This window comes from Enterovirga sp., assembly GCF_028290205.1.
Taxonomy (GTDB): Bacteria; Pseudomonadota; Alphaproteobacteria; order Rhizobiales; family Beijerinckiaceae; genus Enterovirga.
In genome coordinates, this window is record NZ_JAQGKF010000119.1 from 23,244 (window position 1) to 43,325 (window position 20,082).

The 20,082-nt window shown below is 71.1% G+C and carries 20 protein-coding genes; 13 read left to right on the forward strand and 7 right to left on the reverse strand.

Annotated features, from left to right (window positions below; translation table 11 throughout):
* Window positions 1-12 precede the first annotated feature (12 nt).
* Entirely contained in the window at window positions 13-1,398 is a 1,386-nt protein-coding gene (gene gor / locus JWR86_RS08320; RefSeq protein ID WP_299563494.1) for a glutathione-disulfide reductase, read from the reverse strand.
* Window positions 1,399-1,586: 188 nt separating this feature from the next.
* Between gor and ctrA the strand changes: the two genes are divergently transcribed.
* Together ctrA and JWR86_RS08330 are read left to right on the forward strand one after the other, a co-directional pair.
* Window positions 1,587-2,282, forward strand: coding sequence for a response regulator transcription factor CtrA (gene ctrA / locus JWR86_RS08325; RefSeq protein ID WP_299563497.1), 696 nt, complete (start codon window positions 1,587-1,589; stop codon window positions 2,280-2,282).
* A 281-nt stretch (window positions 2,283-2,563) separates the two neighbouring features.
* Window positions 2,564-2,839, forward strand: a complete 276-nt coding sequence (locus tag JWR86_RS08330; RefSeq protein ID WP_299563500.1) for a hypothetical protein — start codon at window positions 2,564-2,566, stop codon at window positions 2,837-2,839.
* Here JWR86_RS08330 and JWR86_RS08335 read toward each other — a convergent pair.
* Both JWR86_RS08335 and JWR86_RS08340 read right to left on the reverse strand, forming a co-directional pair.
* Complete coding sequence (locus JWR86_RS08335; protein ID WP_299563503.1) at window positions 2,836-3,573, reverse strand: methyltransferase; 738 nt, start codon at window positions 3,571-3,573, stop codon at window positions 2,836-2,838. The two genes, JWR86_RS08330 and JWR86_RS08335, sit on opposite strands and share 4 nt — an antisense overlap.
* Window positions 3,563-3,787 (reverse strand): DUF2007 domain-containing protein, encoded by a 225-nt coding sequence (locus JWR86_RS08340; protein ID WP_299563506.1) that lies wholly within the window; start codon window positions 3,785-3,787, stop codon window positions 3,563-3,565. Before JWR86_RS08340 ends, JWR86_RS08335 begins: the two co-directional genes overlap by 11 nt.
* 111 nt (window positions 3,788-3,898) lie before the next feature.
* Here JWR86_RS08340 and JWR86_RS08345 point away from each other — a divergent pair, with 111 nt between their 5' ends.
* Window positions 3,899-4,915 (forward strand): polyprenyl synthetase family protein, encoded by a 1,017-nt coding sequence (locus tag JWR86_RS08345; RefSeq protein WP_299563509.1) that lies wholly within the window; start codon window positions 3,899-3,901, stop codon window positions 4,913-4,915.
* Between the two features lie 46 nt (window positions 4,916-4,961).
* Here the strand turns inward: JWR86_RS08345 and JWR86_RS08350 are convergent, their stop codons facing one another.
* The 3 genes from JWR86_RS08350 to JWR86_RS08360 form a co-directional block, all read right to left on the reverse strand.
* On the reverse strand, window positions 4,962-5,849 hold the full coding sequence (locus JWR86_RS08350; protein ID WP_299563512.1) for a 4-(cytidine 5'-diphospho)-2-C-methyl-D-erythritol kinase: 888 nt from the start codon (window positions 5,847-5,849) through the stop codon (window positions 4,962-4,964).
* A 31-nt stretch (window positions 5,850-5,880) separates the two neighbouring features.
* Entirely contained in the window at window positions 5,881-7,695 is a 1,815-nt protein-coding gene (locus tag JWR86_RS08355) for a tetratricopeptide repeat protein (RefSeq protein ID WP_299563515.1), read from the reverse strand.
* A 131-nt stretch (window positions 7,696-7,826) separates the two neighbouring features.
* Window positions 7,827-9,503 (reverse strand): electron transfer flavoprotein-ubiquinone oxidoreductase, encoded by a 1,677-nt coding sequence (locus JWR86_RS08360; RefSeq protein WP_299563518.1) that lies wholly within the window; start codon window positions 9,501-9,503, stop codon window positions 7,827-7,829.
* A 144-nt stretch (window positions 9,504-9,647) separates the two neighbouring features.
* On the opposite strand from JWR86_RS08360, the gene JWR86_RS08365 reads away from it, so the two are divergent.
* The 6 genes from JWR86_RS08365 to JWR86_RS08390 all read left to right on the forward strand — a co-directional run bounded on the left by JWR86_RS08365 (window position 9,648) and on the right by JWR86_RS08390 (window position 15,507).
* The gene (locus tag JWR86_RS08365) at window positions 9,648-10,562 is read left to right on the forward strand and encodes a uracil-DNA glycosylase (RefSeq protein WP_299563521.1); all 915 of its coding nucleotides are present in this window, start codon (window positions 9,648-9,650) and stop codon (window positions 10,560-10,562) included.
* 40 nt (window positions 10,563-10,602) lie between these two features.
* On the forward strand, window positions 10,603-11,535 hold the full coding sequence (locus JWR86_RS08370; protein WP_299563524.1) for a neutral zinc metallopeptidase: 933 nt from the start codon (window positions 10,603-10,605) through the stop codon (window positions 11,533-11,535).
* 14 nt (window positions 11,536-11,549) lie between these two features.
* Entirely contained in the window at window positions 11,550-12,098 is a 549-nt protein-coding gene (gene moaB, locus JWR86_RS08375; RefSeq protein WP_299563527.1) for a molybdenum cofactor biosynthesis protein B, read from the forward strand.
* Window positions 12,099-12,290: 192 nt separating this feature from the next.
* Window positions 12,291-13,469 (forward strand): PA0069 family radical SAM protein, encoded by a 1,179-nt coding sequence (locus JWR86_RS08380; RefSeq protein WP_299563529.1) that lies wholly within the window; start codon window positions 12,291-12,293, stop codon window positions 13,467-13,469.
* Window positions 13,470-13,529: 60 nt separating this feature from the next.
* The gene (locus JWR86_RS08385) at window positions 13,530-14,180 is read left to right on the forward strand and encodes a ribonuclease HII (protein ID WP_299563532.1); all 651 of its coding nucleotides are present in this window, start codon (window positions 13,530-13,532) and stop codon (window positions 14,178-14,180) included.
* A 133-nt stretch (window positions 14,181-14,313) separates the two neighbouring features.
* Window positions 14,314-15,507, forward strand: a complete 1,194-nt coding sequence (locus JWR86_RS08390) for a site-specific DNA-methyltransferase (protein ID WP_299563534.1) — start codon at window positions 14,314-14,316, stop codon at window positions 15,505-15,507.
* Between the two features lie 44 nt (window positions 15,508-15,551).
* Here JWR86_RS08390 and JWR86_RS08395 read toward each other — a convergent pair whose 3' ends face one another.
* Complete coding sequence (locus tag JWR86_RS08395) at window positions 15,552-16,574, reverse strand: A/G-specific adenine glycosylase (RefSeq protein WP_299563548.1); 1,023 nt, start codon at window positions 16,572-16,574, stop codon at window positions 15,552-15,554.
* Window positions 16,575-16,730: 156 nt separating this feature from the next.
* Here JWR86_RS08395 and JWR86_RS08400 point away from each other — a divergent pair, with 156 nt between their 5' ends.
* The 4 genes from JWR86_RS08400 to JWR86_RS08415 all read left to right on the forward strand — a co-directional run.
* A complete protein-coding gene (locus JWR86_RS08400) occupies window positions 16,731-17,561 on the forward strand; it encodes a formyltransferase family protein (protein ID WP_299563536.1) in 831 nt (276 codons plus the stop codon).
* 31 nt (window positions 17,562-17,592) lie between these two features.
* Entirely contained in the window at window positions 17,593-18,123 is a 531-nt protein-coding gene (locus JWR86_RS08405) for a DciA family protein (protein ID WP_299563539.1), read from the forward strand.
* A 25-nt stretch (window positions 18,124-18,148) separates the two neighbouring features.
* Window positions 18,149-18,784: a DsbA family protein gene (locus tag JWR86_RS08410; RefSeq protein ID WP_299563540.1), complete on the forward strand. Its 636-nt coding sequence runs from the start codon at window positions 18,149-18,151 to the stop codon at window positions 18,782-18,784.
* Between the two features lie 54 nt (window positions 18,785-18,838).
* Window positions 18,839-20,082 (forward strand): AAA family ATPase (locus JWR86_RS08415; protein WP_299563543.1); only part of this gene is annotated, 1,244 nt, incomplete at its 3' end.

Sequence of the window (20,082 nt, forward strand, 5' to 3'; positions counted from 1 at the left end):
CTCCGCGGCCGCCTACCCGACCGCGACCGACTTCTTGGTCACGAACGGCGTCCGCATCGTGACGAACTCTTCCGCCGCGGTCGGATGGACCGCGACGGTGCGGTCGAAATCGGCCTTGGTCGCGCCCATGCCGACCGCCACGGCCGCGAGCTGGATCATCTCGCCCGCGTCGTGGCCGAGCACGTGCACGCCGAGCACGCGGTCGGTGGAGCCGTGCACGACGATCTTCATCAGCGTCCGCTCGTCCCGGCCGCTGATCGTGGCCTTCATCGGCCGAAAGCTCGCCTTGAAGATCACCACGTCGCCGCCGTGCCGGGATCGCGCCGTGCTTTCGCTCATGCCTACCGTGCCGATCTCCGGGGTTGAGAAGACGCCCGTCGGGATCAGGCCGTGGTCCACGGCGGTCGGCCTGCCGCCGAAGACGGTGTCGGCGAAGGCATGGCCTTCCCGGATGGCAATCGGCGTCAGGTTCGCCCGGTTGGTCACGTCGCCCACCGCCCAGATCGACGGCACGGCGCTGCGCGAGTGCAGGTCGACCGGGATGGCGCCGATCTCGTCGGTTGCCACGCCCACACCTTCGAGGCCGAGTCCGGCCGTGTGCGGCCGCCGCCCCGTCGCGACCAGGATCGCGTCGAACGGCAGCGTACGGCCATCGGACAGGGTCGCCTGGAGCACGCGGCCGTCGCGCGCGATCCGCTCCAGCGTGGTGCCGAGCGCCAGGCCGATGCCACGCTTCGCATAGGCCTCGCCCAGCCCATCGCGCAGATCCTCGTCGAAGCCGCGCAGCAGCTTGTCGCCGCGGTGGAGTAGCGTGGTTTCCGACCCGAGACCGGCGAAGATGCCGGCGAACTCGACCGCGATGTAGCCGCCGCCGATGATCAGGATCCTGTCCGGCCGGCTCTCGAGGTCGAACACCTCGTTCGAGGTGATGGCGAGCTCCCCGCCGGGAATCGGCGGGTCGAGCGACGGCGTCGCCCCGACCGCGACAAGGATGTGGCGGGCCCGGATGCGCCGCCCGGAGGCGAGCGCCACCGTGTTGGCATCTGCGATGGTGGCCCGCTCCTCATGGATCTCGACGCCGCTCGTCTGCAGGAGGGAGCGGTAGATCCCCTCGAGGCGCCGGATCTCCGTGTCCCTGTTGCGCTTCAGAACCGACCAGTCGAAGCGGGGCTCCCCGACATCCCAGCCGAACCCGCGCGCATCCTCGAACTCGTCCCGAAAGCGGCTGGCATAAACCATCAGCTTTTTCGGAACGCAGCCGCGGATCACGCAGGTTCCGCCCAGCCGGTATTCCTCGGCCAGCGCGACGCTCGCGCCGTGGCCGGCCGCGATTCGGGCGGCCCGCACCCCGCCCGAGCCGCCGCCGATCACGAACAGATCGACCTCGTCCTTCGCCATGTCGCGCCATTCCTCTGGCCAGAAGCGGGCCGCTTAGCGGCTCCCGGGAAGGATGAACAGCGAGGGCGGGCGCCGCGAGTTGCGCACAGGCTCCCCCGCAATCCGCGCCCGCCGCCGTATGGTTCATCGATTGTTAGCGGTTCCGCCTCATGCTTACCGGACTCCTACTCCTGCGCCCGGTGTCCCGCATGCGTGTCCTGCTGATCGAAGACGATGCGATGGTCTCCCGCAGCGTCGAACTCATGCTCCGGGCCGAGAGTTTCAGCGTGTTCGCGACCGACCTCGGCGAGGAAGGCATCGATCTCGGCAAGCTGTACGATTACGACATCATCCTGCTCGACCTGAACCTCCCCGACATGTCGGGCTACGACGTGCTGAAGCAGCTGCGGGTGGCCAAGGTCAGGACCCCGGTGCTCATTCTGTCCGGCATGGCCGGAACGCAGGAGAAGGTGAAGGGACTCGGCTTTGGAGCCGACGACTACCTGACCAAGCCCTTCCACAAGGACGAGCTGGTCGCCCGCATCCACGCCATCGTGCGCCGCTCGCAGGGCCACGCCGAGGCGGCGGTCCATTGCGGCGACCTGACCATCAAGGTCGAGGCCAAGCAGGCGGAGATCGCCGGCAAGGTCGTCAACCTGACGGGCAAGGAGTACCAGATGCTGGATCTCCTCGCCACGCGCCAGGGCTCGACGATCACCAAGGAGATGTTCCTCAACCACCTCTATGGCGGCATGGACGAGCCGGAGATGAAGATCATCGACGTCTTCATCTGCAAGCTGCGCAAGAAGCTCGCGGACGCCTCCGGCGGCAAGAACTATATCGAGACGGTCTGGGGCCGCGGCTATACCCTGCGCGAGCCAGTTCCGCAGAAGCTCGCCGGCTAGTTTCCGGGCGCCCGTCTCCGCCCCGGCGGCAAGCGGGCCGGACGGCGCAAACCCCACCATTCCGGCCACGCCTCGGCGTCGCCCGGCCTCAGCCCCGGTCCCATCAGGAGCCGGGGCTTTACGCATGTGGGCTCTGGATTCCCTTCGCTAACGATGTCCGACATCCCCGTGGAACATTCGCGCCAGGGCGGCATTCGTGACCTGAACGCGCACCCGTGCGGTCGCGCACAGATATCCGACAGTGACGGCCCTACGGCTGTTCCGTCGATCAGGGGAATAAGATGAGCAGATTGCCAGAAGTTGTCGTGCTGATGCTTGGCTCGGCGCTCCTGACGGTCGGCCTCGCCGCGGCGGAAGCCCGGGACGGTCGCGCGGAGCAGGGTGCGGGGCCGGTGATCGAGACCCGCCTCCAGGTCTCTCCCGCCGAAAAGGCCCAGGCCGTTCAGGCCATCGCCGAGCAGATCGTGGACGGCCCCGCCTGCGGCCGCAAGGTCAAGGTCGTCTATGCCGGCTACGGCGAGGGCAACCGCGCGCCCTGCCCGCAGCCGGCCCGCTAAGAAAGCTCGGTTTCGGGCCCTCGGGCCGGACCGGCCCGAAGAACCAGTGCGGGCGCGATCCTGAGCGGCGCGCGCCCGCCCTTCACCGCCGAGACAAGGATGCGGACGGCGTCCCGCTCCGGATCGGACCGGACCGGAACCACGACGGTCGAGCCGAAGGCGGGCGCGAGCGCCGCGAGGCAGGTCTCGAGCGCGTCCGCCCGGTGCACGAGCGTGAGCCGGCCGCGTGGCTTCAGCAGCCAGGCGGCCACGCCGAGCCAGCCGTTCAGACCGCCCCCGCTGAACACATGCGCCGCCCGCCGGCCCGGATCGGGCGAGGGTGGGCTCCCCCCCTCGAAGAAGGGCGGATTGGTCAGCACCGCGTCGGCCATGCCGGCTGACAGGCCGGCCGCCCTCAGCGTGCGGCGGTCCGCGAACAGGTCGACATTCCGCACCTCGGCCTCGGCCTGCCCGTTGCGAACAAGATTTTCGCGCGCCAGCGCGGCGAGCAACGGGTCCCGCTCCACCAGCGTGAGCCGGATCCCGGGCACCCGCGCACCCGCCATCAGGCCCACTGCCCCGCTGGCGCTGCCAAGGTCGACCACGTGGTCGCCCGGCCGGAGATCGGCCTGCCCGGCCAGGAGCACGGCATCCGTTCCGGCCCGGTGACCCCTTCGCGGCTGGAGCAGCCGGACCCGGCCCTCGAGGAGCCGGTCGTCGGTGATCTCCGGCGCGTCGCAAGCCTCACGTGTCACGCAATTCGGCCCCGAGTCCCGCTTCGATCACCAGCCTGCGCGCCTCGTCGGCCCAATCCGCCGGCACCAGGAGGCGCCGCTGAAACGCGCCGATGGACCCTTCCAGCACGCTGATGTGCGCGTCCGCGACCAGGACCGGGATGTCGTCCCCTTCCAGCAGGCGCCGCACGACGTCGAGGAGGACGACGTCGTTGGTGCGGATCAATTCGAGCATGGGCCGAGAAGGATCCCGTGTTGCGGCAAGGCGCACGTTGCGGTGCACCGCGATGACATGCGAGGGAGCATCATCCGGCTGGAGCATCGATCCGGCAACCGGGGACCGTACGTGGGCGTGGTGCTATCGTTCGAGGACAGGACGCAAGGGGCCGCGAGCCTGGACGATCTCGTCGCGCTGGTCCGCGACGACATGGAGCGGGTGAACCGCCTCATCGTCGCCCGGACCGGATCCCGCGTGACGATGATTCCGGAGGTCGCGAACCACCTGATTTCATCTGGCGGAAAGCGCCTGCGCCCCATGCTGACGCTCGCGACCGCATCGCTCGCCGGCTACCAGGGCGACGGCCATGTCGGCCTGGCCGCGGCGGTCGAGTTCATGCACACGGCGACGCTGCTGCACGACGACGTCGTCGACGCTTCGACCATGCGGCGCGGCAAGATCGCGGCCCGGCTGAAATGGGGCAACGAGGCGAGCGTTCTGGTCGGCGACTTCCTGCTCGGCCAGGCCTTCAAGATGATGGTCGAGACGGGCTCGCTTCCGGCGCTGGCCATCCTGTCCGCCGCGGCTTCCACCATCGCCGAAGGCGAGGTGCTGCAGCTCGCGGCCGCGAAGCATGTCGAGACCAACGAGGACGAGTACCTGGCGGTGATCCGGGGCAAGACCGCGGAGCTGTTCGCGGCCGCCTGTGAGGTCGGGCCGGTGATCGCCGGCCGGCCCAAGGCCGAGCTGGCCGCCTGCCGCTCCTACGGCATGAATCTCGGCATCGCCTTCCAGCTCGTCGACGACGCGCTGGATTACGGCGGCACCGCCGCCGCGCTCGGCAAGAACGTCGGGGACGACTTCCGCGAGGGTAAGATCACCCTGCCGATCGTGCTCTCCTACCGCCGCGGCGACGAGGCGGAGCGGGACTTCTGGCGCCGCACGCTGGAACGGGGCGAGATCGGCGGGGACGACGTGGAGCGCGCGGTCGCCATCCTGCGCCGCCATCGGGCCATCGAGGACACGGTCGAGCGCGCCCGCCATTACGGCAAGATGGCGCGGGACGCCCTGGCGCTGTTCCCGCACAGCCCCATGAAGAGCGCCCTGCTCGACGCGGTCGAGTTCTGCATCGCCCGCACGCATTAACCGGGACGAGGCCGTCCGGTCGTCCCGGCCGCCGCAGCGTCGCCGCTCAGCGCAGCAGCGTCGGCTTCACCCACCAGGCGGGTCGGTCGGCCTGGATGACGCGGGCCGCCCGGGCGGCCGCGTGACAATCCGGAAAGAGCCCGAACACGGTGGCGCCTGAACCGGACATCGGGGCCAGCCGGCATTCCGGGGACCGGCTCAGCCGCCCGAGCGCGTCGGCGAGCGCCGGCGCGAGGCCCAGGGCGGGCGCTTCGAGATCGTTGCGGGCGGCGGCCAGCCGGGCGAGCAGGGCCCAGGGCTCGGCCGGCCAGTCCTGCTCCGGCGTCGCGGCCGCGGGCCGGCGCTCGCCGGGCACCAGGCCAAGCGCCCGAAACACGGACGGCGTCGGCACCGCCACGCCCGGATTGACCAGCACCGCGAAGAGAGGCGGCAGCGCGAGCGCCGGGCCGACCCGCTCACCCGCCCCCCGCATCATGCGGGCCGTGGGATCGAGGCAGACCGGGATGTCGGCCCCGGTCGCCCGCGCGGCGTCGGCGACCTCCGGGGCGTCCAGCGCGAGCCCGTTCAGCCGCGCCAGGAGGCGCAGCGCGCCCGCGGCGTCGGAGGAGCCACCACCGATCCCGGCCGCAGCCGGAAGTCTCTTCACCAGGTGAAAGGCGCCGACCCGCAGCCCGGGCCGGCGTTCCACGAGCGCCCGGGCGGCCCGCAGGACGAGGTTGTCCCCGGTCGGTCCCGCCGCATCGGCGCGGGGGCCGGAGACCGCGAGCGAGAGTTCCGGGCCCGGCACCAGACTCAGCCGGTCGTGCACGCCGGCGAACACCACGAGGCTGTCGAGCTCATGGTAGCCGTCCGGCCGGCGGCCGAGCACGTGCAGGGTCAAATTGACCTTGGCCGGCGCGCGCGTCGTCAGCGCCGCCGCGGCGGCATCCCTCATGGTCGGGGCGTCCGCGCAGGAATCGGAGCGGTCAGCCGCCGCTCTTGATCTGCTCGGTCGGGTTGGTCTGCGCCTCGGCCGGCTTCGGCATCTCGGGCAGCCCGCCCTGCAGCTTCTCCTCGATCTTCTTCAGATCTTCCGGCTCCGGACTGGAATCCTTGGCGTGCTGCCACTGGAACCGCGCCTCGAGCCGACGGCCGACCTGCCAATAGGCGTCGCCGAGATGGTCGTTGATGACCGGATCGCCGGATTTCAGCTCCGCCGCCTTTTCCAGTTCGCGCACCGCGTCCTCGAACTGGCCGAGTCGATAATGAGCCCAGCCGAGGGAATCGATGATCATGCCGTCGCGCGGGCTCAGTTCCACGGCCCGCTTGAGCAGCTTGAAGGCCTCGTCGATGTTGCGGCCCGTATCCACCCAGGAGTAGCCCAGGTAGTTCAGCACCTGCGCCTTCCAGACGGTCTGGGTATCGGGGACCAGATCCAGCGCCGTCTTGAGATCGGCCTCGGCCTTGTCCCACTCCTTGGCGCGCTCGTAGCTCGTGCCCCGGTAGTAGAAGAGCGGCCAGCGGCCGCTGTCGCCCTCCTGGGTCAGGGCGATCGCCTGCCCGTAGGTCTCGGCCGCCTCGGCGTATTTCTTCCGCATCCGCTGGATGCCGCCGAGAGCGACGAGAACGTCGCTGTCGTCGGGCCGCTCGGCGCGCAGCTTCTCCAGATGCTGCATCGCCTCGTCACCGCGCCCGAGCTGCTCGAGGCTGAGCCCGACCTGCACGTCGGCGCTGGTCTTGAGCGGCGAAGCCGCAGGCACCCGCCGCAGGGCCGCGATGCCCTGCTCGGTCTGCTTCATGCGCTCGAACACGTCCGCCAGCGTGACGAGCGCGAGCGAGTGCTCCGGATTGAGGTGCAGGGCGAGCCGAAGATAGATCAGCGAGGCGAGCTCATCGCCCTGCTGGCTGCCCGCCGACCCCAGCCCGTACAGAACCTCGGCCGCGCCGTCCTGGGCGCTCTGCACGATGGGCGGAAGCGGCTTGCCGGAGCCGATTTGCGCCATGGCGTTGCGGACAAAGGCATGCCGGGGCGCGACGGCGTCATAGGCCCGGTACACCGCGAGGGCGGCCTCGGTCTTGCCCTGGCGGGCAAGCAGACGGCCGTAAGCATCGACGATCCGGAGCGTGTTCTTTTCGGCGTCGTAGGCTGCCTTGAGCCGGCGCTCGGCCTCCGGCAGGTTGCCCACGAGTTCCGCAATCAGCCCCGCGTGGTAGTCGCGGAAGATCGCGAAGCCCCGTTCCGCCTTGATCGTGTTGACGACCTCCAGCGCGCGCTTGCCGTCGCGCGAGCCGGCATGGGACCAGGCGGTCAGGAGAGTGGCGGTCAGGTCGGCCGCACGCCCGCGCACGCCGCGCGCCAGCGAGGTGCGGGCGGCGGCATATTGCCGTGCCTTGAACGCCCGGGTCGCCAGCGTCAGCTGGGCGAGGCCATTGGTCGGGTCACGGGCCGCGATCCTGTCGGCCGCGCGGGCGGCCGCCTCCACGTCCCCGTCCGCCACGAACGAGATGAAGGCCTTCTCCAGCAGATCGGTGTTGAGCGGGTCGGCCCGCAGCGCCTCGCGATAGAACACCGCGGCCGCGGCCGTGTCCCGGGAGGCACCGGCGATATACGCCGCAAGGAAATTGCCCTCGAGGCTCGCCGCCGGCGCGAAGGGAGAAGTCGACGCCGGCTGGCCGGGAGTGGGGGCGCGGCGCGCCTCGGCCTGGGCCGAGAGCACACAGAGCGCGAATATGGCCGCAGTGGCCCGGCGCGCCGCCGAGCGACGGCGCACAGGCCAGCGAGCCTCAGACAAGACCACCATTACGGCTCCACCTCGGCGACCGCCCGCGTCGCGCGACGCCCTGACTCACTCTGCGGCAGAATGGCCCGGCCGACTCTGCCGGGCAAGACGCCTCGTTGCCGCGTCCTGCCAGCCCGGCACGGCGCGTCCTCTCACATGCCGGCGTAATTCGGCCCGCCGCCCCCCTCGGGCGTGACCCAGGTGATGTTCTGGTTCGGATCCTTGATGTCGCAGGTTTTGCAGTGCACGCAGTTCTGCGCGTTGATCACGAAGCGGGGTTCGGTGCCCTCCTCGAGCCACTCGTACACGCCGGCTGGGCAGTAACGGCCGGAGGGTCCGCCGAAGACGTCGTGCTCCGAGCGCTTCTGCAACTCCATGTCCTTCACCTTGAGATGGACCGGCTGGTCCTCCTCGTGGTTCGTGTTGGACAGGAACACCGACGACAGCCGGTCGAAGGTCAGCACCCCGTCCGGACGCGGGTAGCGGATCGGCGTCACCTCGGAGAGCGGCTTCAGGGACTCGTGGTCGGGCTTGCCGTGCGACAGGGTGCCGAACAGCGAGCTGCCGAGCAGCTCCGTCATCCACATGTCCACCCCGCCGAGGCCGATGCCGACCAGCGTGCCGTAGCGCGACCAGAGCGGCTTCACGTTGCGCACCCGATAGAGATCGTGGCCGATCTCGGAGCCGCGCCAGGCTTCCTCGTAGCCCTCCACCTCGTCCTGCCCGCGCCCGGCGACAAGCGCCTCGAACAGGTGCTCGGCCGCCAGCATCCCGGACAGCAGCGCGTTGTGCGAGCCCTTGATGCGGGGAACGTTCACGAACCCGGCCGAATCGCCGACCAGGCACCCGCCCGGGAAGGTCAGGCGCGGCACCGATTGCCAGCCGCCTTCCATGATGGCCCGCGCGCCGTAGCCGATCCGCTTGGCGCCCTCGAACGTGTCCCGGATCATCGGGTGCGTCTTCACGCGCTGGAACTCGTCGAACGGCGACAGCGTCGGGTTCTCGTAGTTCAGGTGGGTCACGAAGCCGACCGAAACGAGGTTGTCGTCGTAATGGTACAGCCAGGAGCCGCCGCCGGCCTTGTTTGGCAGCGGCCAGCCCATCGAATGCTGCACGAGGCCGCGCCGGAACTTGTCGGGCTGCACCTGCCAGAGCTCCTTGACGCCGAGCCCGTACTTCTGATGGTCGGAGTTCTTGTTCAGCTCGTAGCGGGCGATCGCCTGTTTTGTGAGGCTGCCGCGCGCCCCCTCGGCCAGCACCGTGTAGCGGCCGCGCAGCTCCATGCCGCGGGTGAAGTCGCCCTTGGGCTCGCCGGAGCGGTCGAGTCCCATGTCGCCGGTGGCAACGCCGACGACCTTGCCGTCCTCGATCAGGAGTTCCGAGGCCGGGAAGCCCGGGTAAATCTCGACGCCCAGCGCCTCGGCCTGCCGGCCCAGCCAGCGGGCCACGTTGCCGAGCGAGCCGATGAAGTTGCCGTGGTTGTTCATCAGCCGCGGCAGGGTCACGGTCGGGATCTTCACCCCGCCGCCCGCGCCGAGAAACAGGAACTCGTCCTTCTCCACCTGCGTGGTGAGCGGGCGCTCCGGATCGCCGCGCCATTCCGGCAGCAGCCGGTCGAGGCCGATCGGGTCGATCACCGCCCCGGACAGGATGTGGGCGCCGATCTCGGAGCCCTTCTCGACCACCACGACCGAAAGGTCGGAGCCGGATTCGGCGGCGAGTTGCTTCAGCCGGATCGCGGTCGCGAGGCCCGCGGGACCTCCGCCGGCGATCACCACATCGAACTCCATCGCCTCCCGGGCCGGAATCTCCGTGCTGCCCTCCGCCATCTCGCCTCCAGCCATCTCGATTGTGTGTCAGCGGTAGCGGGCCGCCTCGCCCCGTGGCAAGCGCACAAGCCCCGAGCCGCAGCCGACCCCGCCGGTCGCCCCGACCGCGGTAGGCGGTGAACGGCGCCGCGTCTATAACGTCCTATGCAGACCGCCTTGCCGGGTTCGGCCGATCGCGATGCCCTGATCGCGCTGCTCGAGTTCCATCTCGAAGCCGGCATCGACATCGCCCTGGACGAAGCGTCGCACGACAGGTTCGCCGAAGCGTCCCGAACGGTCCCAACCGCGGAGGCCGCGCCCCAGACTGCGGCCGACCCGGCTCCTGCGGCCGCCGCATCTCCGGATGCCGAAAGCCCTCGGGCGCCGCTCAAGCGCGGCGGGCCGGCGCGGCCTCCCGCCCCCCTGATCCCCCGGGCGACCGCCTCCACCGAGGAGATCGCCGCCGAGGCGCGGCAGCACGCGGCCCGGGCCGCCACGCTGGAGGAACTCGAAGCGCTGGTCGCCGCCTTCGAGGGCTGCGCGCTGAAGGCCTCGGCCCGGTCGCTGTGCTTCGCCGACGGCACGCCGGGATCCCGCGTGATGATCCTGGGCGAGGCGCCGGGCGCGGACGAGGACCGGGTCGGCAGGCCCTTCGTGGGAAGGGCCGGGCAGCTTCTCGACCGCATGCTGGCGGCGGTCGGTCTCGACCGCTCGGCCGTCTACATCGCCAACGTGGTGCCGTGGCGCCCGCCGGGGAACCGCACGCCGACCCCGCAGGAGGTCGCGGTTTGCCTGCCCTTCACCCTTCGGCAGATCGAGCTCGCCCGGCCGGAGATCCTGGTGACGCTCGGCACCCCCGCCACACAGACCGTGCTGGGCAGCCGGGAGGGCATCGTGCGGATGCGCGGGCGCTGGGCCGAACAGAGCGTGGGCGAGGCGCGGATGCGCGTCCTGCCCATGCTCCACCCGGCCTACCTGCTGCGGCAGCCGCTGCACAAACGGCTCGCCTGGCGCGACCTCCTCCAACTCCGCAAGGCGCTGGACGACCGCGCGGAACCCGGGCAGACCGCTCCGGTTTGAGCTTGGCCATTGCGGGCAGCGAGGGCCCGAGGACACGACCATGCGCTGGGAAGATTTTCGCCCGTCCGAATATGTCGAGGACCGTCGCGGAGGCGGAGGCGGCGGGGGCGGCGGCTTCGGGATCCCGATCGGCGGGGGCCGGGGCGGGCTCGGCATCGGCACGGTCATCGTGCTCGGCCTCATCGGCTGGGCCCTCGGCATCGATCCCCGGGTGCTGATCCAGGGCGCGGAGTCCGGCCGCGGCGGCTCCGGCTACGAGCAGCCGGCGCCACGCCAGCAGGGACAGCCGGGACCTCAGCCCCAGCCCGGGCGGGGCGGCCCCATCGCCGACCAGATCGGCCAGTTCGCGCAGCGCGTCCTCGGCAACACGGAGGACGTCTGGAAGGAGGTCCTCCCGGCCCAGGCCAACCGGGCCTACCCGCCGGCCGGCATGGTGCTCTATCGCGCCGGCACCCGATCGGGCTGCGGCAGCGCGCAATCGGCCATGGGGCCGTTCTACTGCCCGCTGGACCGCAAGCTCTATATCGACCTCACCTTCTTCCAAGAGATGCAGCAGAAATTCGGCACGGGCGGGGATTTCGCCTACGCCTACGTGATCGCGCACGAGGTCGGACACCACATCCAGAACGTGCTCGGCATCCTGGGCAAGGTGCAGCGGCGGCAGCAGGACGTGGACGAGCGGGAGGCGAACCAGCTCTCCGTCCGGGTCGAGCTGATGGCCGATTGCCTGGCGGGCGTGTGGGCCAACAAGTCCAACGAGCGCTTCCGGTCGATCGACGACAAGGACATCCGGGAGGCGATCGCTGCCGCGCAGGCCATTGGCGACGACCACCTGCAGCGCAGGGGCGGCGGCGCGGTGATGCCGGACAGCTTCACCCACGGCTCGTCCGAGCAGCGCGTGCGCTGGCTGAAGACAGGGCTGCGGACCGGGCAGGTCCAGAGCTGCGACACGTTCCGGACGAGCCGGCTCTAGCGGCGGGAATCGATATGGCCGGGCTGGACACCTCGCGGAGCTTCGTTCCCCTCCGGATCGCCGTTCTGACCGTCTCCGACACGCGCCGGCCGGAGGACGACCGCTCGGGCGATACGCTGGTCGAGCGGCTTGGCCGAGCCGGCCACGAACTCGCCGGCCGGGCCATCGTGCAGGACGACGTCGAGGCGATCAGGAGTGCGGTGCGGCGCTGGATCGAGGATCCGGCCGTGGATGCGGTGATCACCACGGGCGGCACCGGCTTCACCGGCCGCGACGTCACGCCCGAGGCGCTGGAGCCGCTGTTCGAGAAGCGCATGGACGGCTTCTCGGCGGTGTTCCACCGCATCAGCTACGACAAGATCGGCACCTCCACCCTGCAGTCGCGCGCCACGGCCGGCGTCGCCGGCGCCACCTACATCTTCGTTCTGCCGGGCTCGCCCGGCGCTTGCCGGGACGCCTGGGACGGGATCCTCGAGGCGCAGCTCGATTACCGGCACCGGCCCTGCAACTTCGTCGAGATTATGCCGCGCCTCGATGAGCACCTGCGGCGCGGCGGCGGCTGAACCGCGGCGGCGGCCGACAAGCTATCCACAGCCGACAGGGGTTATCCACAGCGCCCTCCGGAACGAAACAGGTACGCCCCGCTTGCCGACCTGAACGACGCTTGACCGCTCGGGCTGCCTGGGGGTGTTGCGAAGTTCCTGTTTTGTTCTAGTTTGACCCAGCGCCGAATCGGCGCGGCTTCGGAGGGCGCCATGGCGAGCGCACAGATCAGGTCACGTCGCGACGGAGAGCCGGCCCGGGTTGCGTCACGCGTGCCGGCCGCGCCGGTCGACCGCCGGCGGCCGGAGCTGCGCAGCTATCAGGGGGTGGACGCCGAGCGGCGGCACGGCCGCGGGGCGGCCGGCAATCCGGACGGCCGCTTCGAGCCGATCCAGCGCGAGCAGATCTTTGACGGCTGGGACCTCGAGGAGGAGCCGCACCCGATCCGCACCGAGGTGACGCTCGAGAAGCCCCGCACCATCATCACCCGCAACGACTCGCCGGATATCGGCTTCGACCGCTCGGTGAATCCGTACCGCGGCTGCGAGCACGGCTGCAGCTATTGTTTCGCGCGGCCGAGCCACGCCTACCAGGGCCTCTCGCCGGGGCTCGATTTCGAGACCAAGCTGTTCGCCAAGCCCAACGCGGCCGAACTGTTGAAGAAGGAGCTCGGCGCCAAGGGCTACGACCCGCAGGTGCTGGCAATCGGCACCAACACCGATCCCTATCAGCCCATCGAGCGGACCTACCGGATCACGCGCAGCATTCTCGAGGTGCTCGACGCCGCGAACCACCCGGTCGGCATCGTGACCAAGTCGGCGCTCGTGACGCGGGACATCGACATCCTGTCGTCCATGGCTGCGCGCGGCCTCGCCAAGGTCGCCGTGTCGGTCACGACCCTCGACCCGAAGCTCGCCCGCCGCATGGAGCCGCGCGCCGCCTCGCCGACCAAGCGGCTCTCGACCATCCGCATGCTGGCTGAAGCCGGCATCCCCGTCACCGTCCTGAACGCTCCGATCATCCCGGCCATCAACGACCACGAGATCGAGGGCCTGCTGCGGGCCGCCTATGCGGCGGGGGCCCGGGAGGCCGGCTACGTGCTGCTGCGCCTGCCGCATGAGCTGAAGGGGCTGTTTCGCGACTGGCTGGCCGAGCATTATCCCGACCGCATGGCGCATGTGCTGTCGCTGGTAGACGGCACCCGGGGCGGCAAGCTGTACGACTCGGCTTGGGGCCAGCGGCAGACCGGCGTCGGGCCCTATGCCTGGATGATCGGCCGGCGGTTCGAGACGGCGGCGAAGCGCATCGGCTTCAACACCGAACGGCGGCAGCTGCGCACGGACCTGTTTCGGCCGCCCGTGAAGGAGGCCGCGCAGCTCGCCTTGTTCTGAGGGCGACTCGACACCGGGGCGTCTCGGGTCGGAGAAGGGTGGCGTCTCCGAATCAGCGCCATGCCCCCGCCCCTCCTGAAACCCACCCGCGAGCGTCAGCTCATTCGTTGCGGCCACGGCACCGTGGCGGGGCTGGACGAGGTCGGGCGTGGGCCGCTCGCCGGTCCGGTGGTGGCGGCGGCCGTGGTGCTGGACCTGAAGCGCATCCCCAAGGGCCTCGCCGATTCCAAGGTGCTGAGTGCGGAGCGGCGGGAGGAGCTGTTTCTGGAGATCCTGGCCAGTGCCGCCGTCGGCATCGCCTCGGTGCCGTCCGGCGAGATCGACCGGCGCAACATCCGACAGGCCTCGCTCCACGCCATGTGCCGGGCCCTCGACGCCCTGCCCTGCCGGCCCGACGCGGCGCTGGTTGACGGCAACGATGCGCCGCGCCTGCCCTGCCCGGTCCACACCGTGATCAAGGGCGACGCCTCGGTGCCGTCCATTGCGGCCGCGTCCATCGTGGCCAAGGTGGTGCGCGACCGCATGATGCGGCGGCTCGCCGAGAGCTTTCCCGCCTACGGCTTCGGCAGCAACGTCGGCTATTCGACGGCCTTCCACCTCGCCGCCCTGGCCGATCGGGGCCCCTGCCCGTTCCATCGGCGCAGCTTCGCGCCCGTGCGGCTGGCAGAGGCTGGTCTGCGGCCGGAGGCCGTGGGCGCCGTCGAGGCCTGAGGCCCGCCGCGGCCCGACCCGGCAGATTCTGCAGCCCCAAAACGGGACGCACAGAACATCGGCCGCAACACCCGGCTTTTACCGCCTTCCAGCATGATCCGGGTCGTTCAGTTGCGTAACCGGTGTTTGGCCAATGGGTACCCAGCGTACCGCGGCCGCCGGCGCCTTCGCCCGGAAACTTGTCTCGCGTACCGGGTCGATCGCGCCGGCGCCTCGGATTGGGCGCGTCTTCCCGACTGCCGTCGGGACCACGCGTGACAAGATCATCGAGAGCGATTGCCTCACCGCCCTGCGGAGCCTTCCGTCCGCGAGCGTCGACCTCGTCTTCGCCGATCCTCCCTACAACCTGCAGCTCGAAGGGGCGTTAAGCCGCCCCGACCAGTCGGTGGTCGATGCCGTCGACGACGACTGGGACAAGTTCGCGAGCTTCGCCGCCTATGACGCGTTCACCCGCGCCTGGCTCGGCGAGGTCCGCCGGGTGATGAAGCCCAACGCCACCCTCTGGGTGATCGGCTCCTACCACAACATTTTCCGGGTCGGGGCGACCCTTCAGGACCTTGGCTACTGGATCCTGAACGACGTCGTGTGGCGCAAGGCCAACCCGATGCCGAATTTCCGTGGGCGCCGCTTCACCAATGCCCACGAAACCCTGATCTGGGCGTCCAGAAGCGCCGAGGCGAAGGGCTACACCTTCCATTACGAGGCCATGAAGGCCGGCAACGACGACCTGCAGATGCGGTCGGACTGGCTGTTTCCGCTCTGCACGGGCGACGAGCGGCTGAAGGACGAGGCGGGCCGCAAGGCCCACCCGACGCAGAAGCCCGAGGCGCTGCTGAGCCGGATCCTCCTCGCGGCGTCGAATCCCGGGGACCTGGTGCTCGACCCGTTCTTCGGCACCGGCACCACCGGGGCCGTGGCCCGTCGCCTCGGGCGGCATTTCGTCGGCATCGAGCGCGAGCCGGCCTATGCCGAGGCGGCGCGCCGGCGCATCGCGGCGATCGAGCCCCTGGCGGCCGACGCCGTTGCGGCGGCCCCGGCCAAGCGCAACGAGGTTCGCATCCCCTTTCTGTCGGTCATCGAGGCCGGCCATCTCAGCCCGGGCGAGGAACTCTCCTGCGCCAGCGGCCGCCACCGCGCCCTGGTGCGGGCCGACGGCACGCTGCTGGCCGGGCCCGCCATCGGCTCGATCCATAAGATCGGCGCCCTCGTCCAGGGCCTCCCGGCCTGCAACGGCTGGACCTTCTGGCACGCCGAGCGCGGCGGCACCCGGCAGGTGATCGACACGTTCAGGGCGGAGGTCCGAAACAGCCTCCAGGCTCAGCTCTGATGCGCCGGGTCCGGCTCCGCCGCTGAGCCGCGGCGGGGCGGCGGTCAGGGCGGCCCATCGAGGGCCAGCGCCAGCACCTTCTTCATCACGTTCGGCAGCGGCTCCTGGGCCAGCTTCTCGCGGGGGGTCCAGCGCATCCCGTCCGGCGCCGGGGTGCCCCGCGCCACCCGGGCCGACAGCACCGCGAGTTCCAGCGGAAAGTGGGTGAAGACGTGCCGGACGGTTCCGGCGAGCCGTCGCCAGCGCGCGTCCAGAGGCGCATCCAGCATGGCGGCGGCGCTGTCGTAATCGGGGGCCCAGGCGCTGGTCGGCACCTCGGCCATGCCGCCCAGCAGCCCTCGCGGCGGCCGCGTTCCGAGGAGGACGGCCCCGTCCGCCCTGAGCGCCACGAAGGCCGCACCCCGCCGCAAGACCCCTTCCCGCTTCGGCAGCTTGCGGGGAAACAGCTCCTGCTGGCCGGAGGCCCGCGCCCGGCACGGCTCCATCCAGGGGCAGAGCGCGCAGGCCGGCCGGCGGGGCGTGCAGATGGTTGCGCCGAGGTCCATCAGCGCCTGAGCGAAATCGCCCGGGCGGTCGAGCGGAACGAGCGCCAGCACCGCATCCCGGATCTCGGGTCTCGCGGCCGGGAGCAGCGTCTCGATCTCCCGCAGCCGCGACACCACCCGTTCGACGTTGCCGTCCACCGCAGCGGCGGGCCGGCCAAACGCGATGGCGGCGATCGCCGCCGCCGTATAGGGCCCGATGCCGGGCAGCGTCCGCAGCCCCGCCTCAGTGTCCGGAAAGCTGCCGCCCGCCGCAGCCACGGCCTTGGCGCAACTGTGCAGGTTGCGGGCCCGGGAATAGTAGCCGAGCCCGGCCCACGCGCCCATCACGGTTTCCACCGGCGCCTCGGCCAGTGCCTCGACGCTCGGAAACAGCTCGAGGAAGCGGGCGTAAAATGGTCTTACGGCTGCAATAGTGGTCTGCTGCAGCATGATTTCGGACAGCCACACCCGGTACGGGTCCGCCGTTTCGCCAGGCTTCGCCCGCCAGGGAAGCTCGCGCCGGTGCCGGTCATACCAGCGCAAGAGGTCGGCCGCCTTCGCCTCGCCCGGGCCAGGCTTGGCCGGGCTCGCGGCGGAGGTTAGGGGCTTCGCGGCGGCTGGACGGGCGGGCACGGACGAATCGGGTGGTGGCGTGTGCAAGGTTCTAGCCGGAACGGCCCGCCCGGGTCAGGAGCGCCGATGCGCATCGCCCTGCTGACGCTGGAAGCCGTGGCGGCGTCGCGGGCCGTGCGCCGCTTCGTGGCTGCCGAAGCCGGCCGCATCGCGCTGGTCGGCCTGTCCGACCCCTACCGAGGGAGCGCCGGGGGCGCCTCCGGCCAGCTGCTGCGCCGGCTGCGCTTGTCGGGTCCCCGCATCCTGCCCTATCTGGCCGCGAATTTTACGGCGCCGCGGCTCGCCGGCCTCCTCCGCCGCCCGCCGGCGGATGATGGCCTCGCCTGCCCCCTGCCGCTCACCTGCCGCCGCCTCGGCATCCCGGTCCTCGTGGTGGATGACGTGAACGGCCCTGCCTTCCGGCAGGCGCTGGCGCAATCGGGCGCGGACCTCCTGGTCAGCTTCCACTTCGACCAGATCCTCTCGGCGGAGCTGATCGCGGCGCCGCGGCTCGGTGGGATCAACGTGCATGCTGGCCTGTTGCCCGACCATCGCGGGCCGGTGCCGACCATCCACGCCCTGCTCGACGACCCGGTCCGCTTCGGAGTCTCCGTGCATCGGCTCGCGCCCCGGATCGACGCCGGGGCCCTCCTGGCTCAGGCGGAGATGGGGGACGAACCGGGCCTCAGCGCCCTGTCCGCCGCCGCCCGGCTGCACGAGGCCGCCCTGCCCCTCCTCGCCCGGGTCCTGGCGGATCTCGAAACCGGGCGGGCGGCGGAGCGCCCCCTTCCCCTGCAGCCTTACCGGCCCTTTCCCACCGGGGCCGAGTTGCGGAGGCTGGCCCGCAAGGGACGCCGCCTCGCCGGGTGGCACGATCTGGCCGAGGCCTGGCGCCTGCCGGTCCGCGACCGCGCTTGAGCCGGCCCGCCGCCCCGGGCTAGAGTCGTCCATGGCCCGCACGAAACCTCTCGCGGATCTCGTCGTCCGGCTGCTCGGGCCGTCCATGGCTGCCCAGGGCTTCACCGGGGCGGACGTGGTCGCGTCCTGGCCGGAGATCGTGGGCGAGCGGCTCGCCGAGGCGTCCCGGCCTCTGCGGGTCGATTGGCCGCGCCGACGCGGCCGCGACGAAGAGCGGCCGGAGCCCGCGACCCTGGTGGTTCGGGTGGAAGGCGCCTTCGCGCTGGAACTGCAGCACATGGCGCCGGTGGTGCTGGAGCGCATCAACGCGGTCTATGGCTGGCGCTGCGTCGGCAAGCTGGTCCTAAAACAGGGGCCCGTGGGTAGTCGAAACCCGGTCCGGCGGCCGCCTCCGCCGCTGGGCGAGGCCGAGTTGCGGCGCATCGCCGAGGCCGTCCAGGGGCTCGAGGCACCGCCGCTCCGGCTCGCCCTGGAGCGGCTGGGCCGGGCGATGGCGTCGCGGCCCGCGGAGAGCGACGCGCCCGGCATGTCCTTGTCAGGCCCGCCTGCGCGCCATAGCTGACGGGCAGTCTTTCAGGAGCCTCCTCATGATCACCCGGCGCGACATGATCGCCCTTGCGGCCGCCACGGCTGGCGCAGCCTCCCTCGGCGTCGGACCCGCCTTCGCCCAAAACGTGTCCGCGGCGGAACTCGCCAAGCCCGGGCCGCTGGGCGACGTCTGGGTCGGCCCCGAGACCGCCAAGGTCACGATCATCGAATACGCCTCGCTGACCTGCTCGCATTGCGCCACGTTCCACACCACGACATGGCCCGAGCTGAAGAAGCGCTGGATCGACGGCGGCCAGGTTCGCTTCGCGCTGCGCGAGTTCCCGCTCGATCCGCTGGCCACCGCCGGCTTCATGCTCGCCCGCGCCGACCAGTCGGCCAAGTATTACGCCGTGGTGGATCTCTTGTTCGAAACGCAGCGGAGCTGGACGACCGCACCGAAGCCGCTCGACGCACTTCGGCAGACCATGCGGCAGGCCGGGTTTTCACAGGAAAAATTCGACGCGATCTTGCGTGATCAGGCGCTTTATGACGCCGTCAATGCCGTGAAGACGCGGGCGGCCGAGACATTCCGGGTCGAGTCGACGCCGACCTTCTTCATCAACGGGCAGCGGAAGGCCGGCGCGCAGTCGATTGAGGAACTCGAGAAGATCATCAAGCCGATCCTCGGCGCCTGACCGCCTGCGGCCTGGGCCGGATCTGTCCGGGCCGCGCGGCCGCGCGGCTCCACCGTGAGGCTGACCAAGCTCCGCATCGTCGGGTTCAAGACCTTCGTCGAACCGACCGAGGTTCCGATCGAGCCGGGGCTCACCGGCGTGGTCGGGCCGAACGGCTGCGGCAAATCCAACCTCGTCGAGGCCCTGCGCTGGGTCATGGGCGAGAGCTCGCACAAGAACATGCGGGCCGCCGGCATGGACGAGGTAATCTTTGGCGGCTCGGCCACCCGGCCGGCCCGCAACACCGCCGACGTCACACTCGCGCTCGACAACGAGGACCGGAGCGCGCCCGCGGCCTTCAACGACGCCGACGTGCTGGAGGTGTCGCGCCGCATCGAGCGGACGCACGGGTCGAGCTATCAGGTCAACGGCCGTGAGGCGCGGGCCCGCGACGTCCAGCTCCTGTTCGCCGACGCGGCCACGGGCGCCCGCTCGCCCGCCATGGTCCGGCAGGGGCAGATCAGCGAGCTGATCGCCGCCAAGCCCCAGGCGCGCCGTCGCATCCTGGAAGACGCGGCCGGCATCGCGGGCCTTCATGCGCGCCGGCACGAGGCCGAGTTGCGGCTGCGCCAGGCGGAGGAAAACCTGTCCCGCCTCGAGGACGTGTTGCACGGCATCGAGGCTCAGGCCGACGGGCTGCGCCGGCAGGGCCGTCAGGCCGGCCGCTACCGGGCCCTCTCCGCCGCCATCCGGACGCTCGAGCTGCAGCTCGCGGCCTCGGGTTGGCGGCGCGCCGAGACGGAACGGCTCGCCGCTGAGGCGGAGGGTCGCGAGGCGCTCAGGCTGGTGGCCGACCGCACCGCCGCGCAGAGCGAGGCCGCGCGCGCCGAGGCCGTGGCCCGGCACGAGGTGGCGCCGTTGCGGCAGGAGGAGATCTCCGCTGCGGCCGGCTTGCGGCGGCTGCACCAGGCCCGCACCGACCTCGAGGGCGAGGAGCGCCGCGCCGCCGAGCGGCTGGCCGAATTGCGCCGCCGCGCCGCCGAGCTCGACCGCGATGCGGCCCGGCAGCAACAAGCCAGCCGCGACGCCGAGACCACGCTCGCCCGTCTCGCTGCGGAGGGGGAGGCGCTGGCCGGAACCGAGACGGCGGGCGTGGCCGAGCGCGCCCGGCTTCAGGCCGCGCTCGCCGAAGCCGAGTCGGTGCTCACCGGCGCCGAAGCCGAGCTCGCCGAGGCGCAGCAGAGCGTCGCGGACCAGGCCGCTCGCCATGCCGCGCTGCGGCGCGAATGCGAGGCCGAACTCGAACGGGCGCAAAGGGC